Source organism: Streptomyces sp. PU-14G (assembly GCF_041028275.1).
Classification (GTDB): Bacteria; Actinomycetota; Actinomycetes; order Streptomycetales; family Streptomycetaceae; genus Streptomyces.
In genome coordinates, this window is the sequence record NZ_JASKYT010000386.1 from 1 (window position 1) to 6,648 (window position 6,648).

Sequence of the window (6,648 nt, forward strand, 5' to 3'; positions counted from 1 at the left end):
CACCCGCCCCGCGTCTGAAGGACATGCCCCTCATGCCGTCGTTCGCCACGGACGTGCCAGCGCTGCTGCTGAGACTCGACCCGAACCCGTACCACCACGGCACGCTGGGCGCCGCCAGATCGCTGGGGCGCGCCGGTGTGGAGGTGCACGCACTGCTCGGCGCGGCACCCGGCCCGGTGGGCAGGACCCGCTACCTGCACCGGCTCCACACGCCGGCACGGTGGCCGCCTTCCGGCGCCGCCGGGGCACCGCCGGACGGCGAGCTGGAGCGGGCACTGCTCGGGACGGCCCGTGCGATCGGTCGGCCCGCGGTCCTCGTGCCGCTCGACGATCAGGGGGCGATCGCCGTCGCCCGCCTCGCCGCCGGGCTCGCCGGGCACTATCTGCTGCCGTCCGTCGCGCCTGAACTGCCCGCCATGCTGGCCGACAAGGCCGAGCTGGCCGCCCTCTGCGCGCGCGCCCGCGTTCCGCACCCGCGCACCGTGCTGCCCGGCAGCGCGGCGGAGGCGGCCCGCGAGGCGGGGGCCCTGGGGCTGCCCGTGGTGGCCAAGTGGAGCCGCCCCTGGCTGCTGCCGCCCGGGCTGCGCAGCACCACGCTGGTCCGTACGCCCGGGGAAGCGGCGCGGCTGTTCGCGCGGAGCGCCGAGGCCGGCAGTGCGCTACTGCTGCAACGCAGGCTGCCTGACGGCCCGGGGGCCGACTGGTTCTTCCACGGGTACGCGGCCGAGGGCGGCCGGTTCCTGGCCTGCGGTGCGGGGCGCAAGGAGCGCTCGTGGCCCCCGCGCACCGGTCTGACGGCGGTCGGCACCTGGCTGCCCAATCCGTCCGTGGAGCAGGCGGCGGCGCGGCTGGCGGCCCAACTGGACTACCGCGGCATCCTCGACCTGGATTTCCGGCTCGACCCGGGCACCGGCGTCCACCACCTGGTGGACTTCAACCCCAGGCCGGGTGCCCAGTTCCGCCTCTTCACGGACGACAACGGCGTGGACGTGGTCCGCGCCCAGCATCTGCACCTGACCGGCCGTACGGTGCCGGCGGCGCGCGGCGGCCCGGGGCGCACCTACGTCGTGGAGAACTACGCCGCCCTCTCCACCCTGCTGGGCCGGGCCGCGGGTACGCGCTCCGGCCCTACGGGCGCACGGTCGGCGCGCGGACCTGTGGAACGCGCCTGGTTCGCCGCCGACGATCCGCTGCCCTTCGCCGCCATGGCGGCGGGCTGGCTGGGGCGCTGCCTGCGCGAGGGACTGCGCGGGGGTCTGCGCGCGGGTCTGCGCGGGGGTGGCAGCCCGCAGCTCGTGACCCCACAGCCCCGCCCGCAACTCGTCAGCCCACAGCCTCAGACCTCGCAACGCCGCACAGAGAGAAGGAAACCCATGTACGACCTCGTCGTGGTGGGCGCAGGCCCCTACGGACTGTCCGTCGCCTCGCACGCCGCAGCCGCCGGGCTCAACCTGCGGGTGCTGGGCAGACCGATGGCGTCCTGGCGGGACCACATGCCGCGCGGCATGTTCCTCAAGTCGGAGCCCGGCGCCTCCGCGCTGTCCGACCCCTCGGGCGCCCACACCCTCACCACCTACTGCGCCGAACGCGGTATCGAGGTCGCGCACGGGAGCCCGCTGCCGCTGGACACCTTCACCGAGTACGGCACCTGGTTCGGCCGGAACGCGGCGCCGCCCGCCGACGAACAGACCGTGACACGCGTGATCCCGTGCGTCGAGGGGTTCGTGCTGGAGACGGCGCAGGGCGAGCGGATGATGGCACGCGCCGTCGTCCTCGCCGTCGGCGTGCTGCCGTTCGCCCAGCGGCCACCCGCGCTCGGCGGCCTTCCCACCGAGCTGGTCACCCACAGCACCCACCACCGCGATCTGAGCAGGTTCGCGGGCAAGGACGTGACCGTGGTCGGCGCAGGGCAGGCCGCGCTGGAGACGTCGGCGCTGCTGGCGGAGGAGGGTGCGCGCGTGCGGGTCGTCGCGCGGGCGCCCCGCATCGACTGGAACGCGCCTCCGCAGCCGCTGGCGCGCGGGCGGCTCACGGCTCTGCGCGACCCGCACAGCGCGCTGGGCACCGGCTGGCCCAGCTGGGTGTGGTCCCGGCTGCCGTCCGCGGTGCGGCGGCTGCCCGCCTCCACCCGGCTGCACATCGCCCGCAACGCGCTCGGGCCTGCGGGCGCCTGGTGGCTGCGGGAGCGCTTCGAGACGGCCGTGCCGGCGCTCCTGGGCCACACGATCACGGCTGCCGACCGGACAGCGCCGGGTGTCCGCCGGGTCGGCGGCGTGCTGGGTGAACGGGTGCGGCTGTGGCTGGCGGCGGCGGACGGGACCGCACACACCCTGGAGACCGACCACGTGGTGGCAGCCACCGGGTTCGCCCCCGACCTGTCCCGGCTGGGCATGCTCGACTCCTCGCTGCGCGAGGGGCTGCGCCGGGTCGGCACGGGCGACGCGCCCTGGCTCGACACGCGCTTCCAGTCCTCGTGCCCGGGTCTGTTCTTCGCCGGGCTGCTGACGGCTCCGTCGTTCGGGCCCGCGATGCGTTTCGTGCACGGTGCGGCTTTCACCGCGCCACGCCTGGTGGAGGGGGTGCTGCGGCACAGGGCGGAGTCGTCGACGGCGACGTCCGTCTCCGGGGTGCCGGCCTTCCCCGACACGCGGGAGCGGGAAGCGCCCGTGGCGCGCGGGCCGCTCAGCACGCAGCGCCACGCCCGGCCCGCGGCCGAGGCCCCGAGCGCTTCCGGGGGCGGCACGGGGCGGCTGCCCGCGCCGGTCAGCGGGTCGAAGGACGCGGCGGAGGCGGTGGATGCGCGGAAGGGCGGCGACCGGGCGGAGTGACACCGGGCCGCGGGCGGAGTGACACCGGGCCGTGGGCGGAGTGACACCGGGGCGGTTCTCCGGTCCCTGTGGTCCGGAAAACCGCCGCCCCCGGCCTCCGCCCGCCCGGCCGACCGCCCGGGCCTCCTCCGGCTCAGCGCCCCGGTTTGCTCTCGTAGCGCGAGTCGACGTCCGGGGTGTCCGTGCTCTGCAGCTCGGTGGCGAGATGATGCGCGGTCACCAGATCGTGCATCATCGTGCGGGTGCGGTCGCGGGGCATCGCCGCCTCCCGCGAGATGTCCTCCAGCGTGACCGACTCGCCGTCGTGCTGCTCCTCCGCGGTGACCAGGGCGCGGAAGACACGTTCGTGCTCCTGCGAGTAGCCGGGCCTGCCCCGCCCCTGGTACGGGCTGCGCGGCTCCGCGGGACCGACCCCGCCGCGGGGCGCGGGGCTGGGCGCCTCCGCGCTGTGGCCCTGCTTGCCCTGGCGCTGGGCCGGCGTCTCCTCGTCCTGCCGCGCGGACGGGCCCGCGCGGTGGGCGCGCTGCTTGGACGCTCCCGTGGTCACGCTGCGGGCGCTGGGCGGTTCCTCGTCGCGGTGGGCCTTGTGTGCCGCGGCGCGCCGCTGCTCCTCGTCGCCTTCGACCTTCTTGCGCACCATGAGGGTCCTCCCTCGGGTTCTGGTGGGTGCCGGGCTGCCGTGTCGCGGTCCGTGGTGCCGGGTACCTCGTCAGCGGTCGAGTTCGTCCTCCACCGGCGGTTTGGGCGCCTCGCGCAGGTGCTGCGACTGCCCGTGCTTACCGCCCTGCCTGGCCTGCTCGGCGCGTTGTGCGGGGCTGAGGTCGAGGTCCGAGTCGGGGTCCACGCGGACGGAGCGCGCCACCTCCTCGCGGTTGGCGTACTCCTCGGGTGGGATGCCGCGCAGTGCGACACGGACCTCCCCCGAGGCGCCGGATTCCGCCGCCGCCCGCATCAGCTTGTCCTTGTCCGCCGGGAAATCCACGTCGCCGAGCGCGGCCAGCACCTCGTCGACGGTGGTGTGCGCAGTGCTCATGCTGCTCGCTGCCTTTCTGAGCCGACTCTTCGCCGGCCGTCCTCGCGGCCCGGCTCAGCTGCCGGCGGTGCCGGTGCTGCCCGAGAACAGGACGGAGGCGAGTTCCTCGTCGAGTGACTGCCGGATGCGTTCGGTCAGCGCGCCCTGCGTGGCCTCCTCCAGCAGTTCGACGACCGTGCGGGCCTCGTGGACGGCCTTGGGCGGGTCGGTCCTGGCCCGCCGCGCCACGCGGTCGAAGAACTCGTGGCGGTCCATGCGCACGCCGGTGACGGGTTCGTCGGGTGCGAACTCCACTCTGCGCAGGTGCTCTCCCAGCTCGGTGGGGAGCTGCGCGGCGAGCTTCTCCGCCATCGGCGCCGGGATGCGCTCGGCCAGCGTCTCCAAGGTGGCCCGCGTGCCGGCCTCCGCCGCTCCTCTGCTGTTCAGGTGGGCCCGCGCCTGCACCTGGCCGATGAACTCGTCGTGCTGCATAGCCGTTCACCTCACTCACGTCACTCAAGCGGTCCAACGCGCGTCGCTTTCCAGCATGCGCGCCGCTCGCACGGGGCGCACATCGGCCGCGGACCCCCTCGCCGCGGCCCTCACGCGTGCCGTACGGCCGTTTACCGAGCAGGCAGGTGGTGACCCGGCGGCATGGCGCCCGGCACGCCGCGCACCGCCGGGCCGCAGCCCGCCGGGGAAGGAGATCGGGAGTGTCCACCGAAGTTTCCGCAGGACGTGCCGGGGGCGGTGACCGCGCCCGGGTCGCGGTCGTCACCGGCTCCGACTCCGGCATCGGACGGGCGAGCGCGCTGCGCCTGGCGCAGGAGGGCCTGGACGTCGGCGTCACCTGGAACACCGACAGGGAAGGCGCCGAGGAGACGGCGGCGGAGGTCCGCCACCGGACGGGCCGCCGCGCGGCGGTACGGCACCTGGATCTGACGCGCCTGCCGGACGCGGCCGAGGTCGTGGACCGGCTCGCGGACGAGCTCGGCAGGATCGACGTGCTCGTCAACAACGCCGGGACCGGCACCGCCACCCCGTTCCTCGACCTCGACCTCGGCTCGGTGCGCGAGGTGCTGGAGGTGGACCTGCTCGGGCCTTTCCTCTGCTCGCAGCGCGCCGCCCGCCGCATGATCGGACAGGGCGACGGCGGAGCCGTCGTGAACGTCACCAGCGTGCACGAGCACCAGCCCAGGGTCGGTGCGGCGCCGTACTGCGCCGCCAAGGGAGGGCTGGGGCTGCTCACGCAGGTGATGGCGCTGGAGCTGGCCGAACACGGCATCCGCGTCAACGCCGTGGCCCCCGGAGAGATCGCCACGCCCATGACCGGCCAGGAGGACGCGGACGTGCACGCGGCACAGCGCCCCGGGGTGCCGCTGGGGCGCCCCGGCGACGCCCGCGAGGTCGCCGACGTGATCGCCTTCCTGGCCGGTGACCAGGCGGCGTACGTGACCGGCGCGTCGTGGGCGGTGGACGGCGGCATGCTGCGGATGGGCCCGCAGGCGGGCTCCCACCTGCCCGACGACTCCTGGCGCCGCCCCTGAGCGGTGGCGGGCCCGGGCCGGGGCCGGGGTGTCAGGGTCGAGAACCGGTCACAGCTCGCGCACGACGCGGGCCGGGTTGCCGACGGCCAGGACCCCAGCGGGCAGGTCGCCCACGACCACAGAGCCGGCTCCGACGACGGTGTCGGCGCCGATCGTGACCCCGGGGCAGACGATGACGCCGCCGCCGAGCCACACGTTGTCGCCGAGGGTGATGGGCATGCCCTTCTCCCAGCCGGCCCGCCGCCGTTCGGTGTCCAGCTCGTGGGTGGGGGTCAGCAGCTGGACGTTGGGGCCGATCTGCGCGTCGCGCCCGATGGTGATGGGCGCGGCGTCCAGGAAGACGGCGCCGAAGTTGATGAAGGTGTGGGCGCCGATGGACAGATAGGTGCCGTAGTCGCAGTAGAACGGCGGCCGGATGGCCACGTTCTCACCGAGCTCGCCGACCAGCTCGTCGAGTATCTTGCGGCGCTCGGCGGCCGGCGCGGTGTCCGCGGCGTTGTAGGCCGCGCACAGCTCGGCACGCCGCTCGGTCGCCGCCCGCAGCTCCTCGTCGTCGGGGAGGTACCACTCCCCCGCCAGCATGCGCTCCTTGTTCTCGCCCACAAAGGTCCTTCCGGTGCGGTGAGCAGGTCGGTTCCGTGCGAGGGACACTCTTGCAGACCTGTTCGGCGACGGGCGCGGAAAAGCCCCGGAAATCTTCCGGCAACTCTTGACGTAAACACATCTTGCGTTCTTAACTTCTCCGCGTAAGACCCGTCCTGGACGGACTCTCCTACGGCTTCGCCGTAGTTCTTTGGCAGGCACAGACACAGACCACCTGTCGGTGGCCCAGCTGTGTCTGCTTCCTCGCGATGTGCCATCGGACAGGTCCTCCTGAAAAGGCGGAAAGATGGCACAACCTCCGAGCGTCAGAGGCGTCGCCGACATCGTCGCGCTCATCGACGGGCTCAAAAACGTGGCGGGGCGCGCGCGGCTGTCCTGGTATCTCGCCTTCGGCGGCCTGTTCCTCGACGCGTACGCCAACGCGGCGCTGAGCGCGGGCCTCGGTCCCATGACGGACCAGATGCACCTGTCCAGCACCCAGATCTCCGTGCCGTCGCCGTCAGCACGGAGCTCGCGATCATCTTCAACCCCGTCGGCGGCTGGCCAGCCAGCCGCGTCGGCCGGGTACCACCGCTGCTGATCGCGAAGGTGTTCGCGGTGGCGGGCGCCCTGCTGGCGGCCTTCTCCGGCGACTTCTCGACGGTGTGGCTGGGCCGTG

Annotated in this window: 6 protein-coding genes and 1 pseudogene; 3 read left to right on the top strand and 4 right to left on the bottom strand. The window is 74.1% G+C overall.

The genetic code is table 11. From position 1 onward, the window contains the following. Positions 1-1,373 precede the first annotated feature (1,373 nt). Positions 1,374-2,828, top strand: coding sequence for an NAD(P)-binding domain-containing protein (locus AB8Z75_RS29480; protein ID WP_369207303.1), 1,455 nt, complete (start codon positions 1,374-1,376; stop codon positions 2,826-2,828). A 133-nt stretch (positions 2,829-2,961) separates the two neighbouring features. Here the strand turns inward: AB8Z75_RS29480 and AB8Z75_RS29485 are convergent, their stop codons facing one another. The 3 genes from AB8Z75_RS29485 to AB8Z75_RS29495 all read right to left on the bottom strand — a co-directional run bounded on the left by AB8Z75_RS29485 (position 2,962) and on the right by AB8Z75_RS29495 (position 4,332). Then, positions 2,962-3,468 carry a hypothetical protein gene (locus AB8Z75_RS29485; RefSeq protein ID WP_369207293.1) on the bottom strand — a complete coding sequence of 169 codons (507 nt, stop codon included), beginning with the start codon at positions 3,466-3,468 and terminating at the stop codon, positions 2,962-2,964. Between the two features lie 69 nt (positions 3,469-3,537). Beyond that, positions 3,538-3,861: a DUF2795 domain-containing protein gene (locus tag AB8Z75_RS29490; RefSeq protein WP_369207295.1), complete on the bottom strand. Its 324-nt coding sequence runs from the start codon at positions 3,859-3,861 to the stop codon at positions 3,538-3,540. A gap of 54 nt (positions 3,862-3,915) precedes the next feature. Beyond that, entirely contained in the window at positions 3,916-4,332 is a 417-nt protein-coding gene (locus tag AB8Z75_RS29495; protein ID WP_369207297.1) for a DUF2267 domain-containing protein, read from the bottom strand. A gap of 221 nt (positions 4,333-4,553) precedes the next feature. Here AB8Z75_RS29495 and AB8Z75_RS29500 point away from each other — a divergent pair, with 221 nt between their 5' ends. Then, positions 4,554-5,387, top strand: a complete 834-nt coding sequence (locus AB8Z75_RS29500) for an SDR family oxidoreductase (RefSeq protein ID WP_369207299.1) — start codon at positions 4,554-4,556, stop codon at positions 5,385-5,387. Between the two features lie 48 nt (positions 5,388-5,435). Here AB8Z75_RS29500 and AB8Z75_RS29505 read toward each other — a convergent pair whose 3' ends face one another. Beyond that, entirely contained in the window at positions 5,436-5,990 is a 555-nt protein-coding gene (locus AB8Z75_RS29505) for a sugar O-acetyltransferase (protein WP_369207301.1), read from the bottom strand. Between the two features lie 286 nt (positions 5,991-6,276). On the opposite strand from AB8Z75_RS29505, the pseudogene AB8Z75_RS29510 reads away from it, so the two are divergent. Continuing rightward, positions 6,277-6,648 (top strand): annotated as a pseudogene (locus AB8Z75_RS29510) (MFS transporter); the annotation flags it as partial.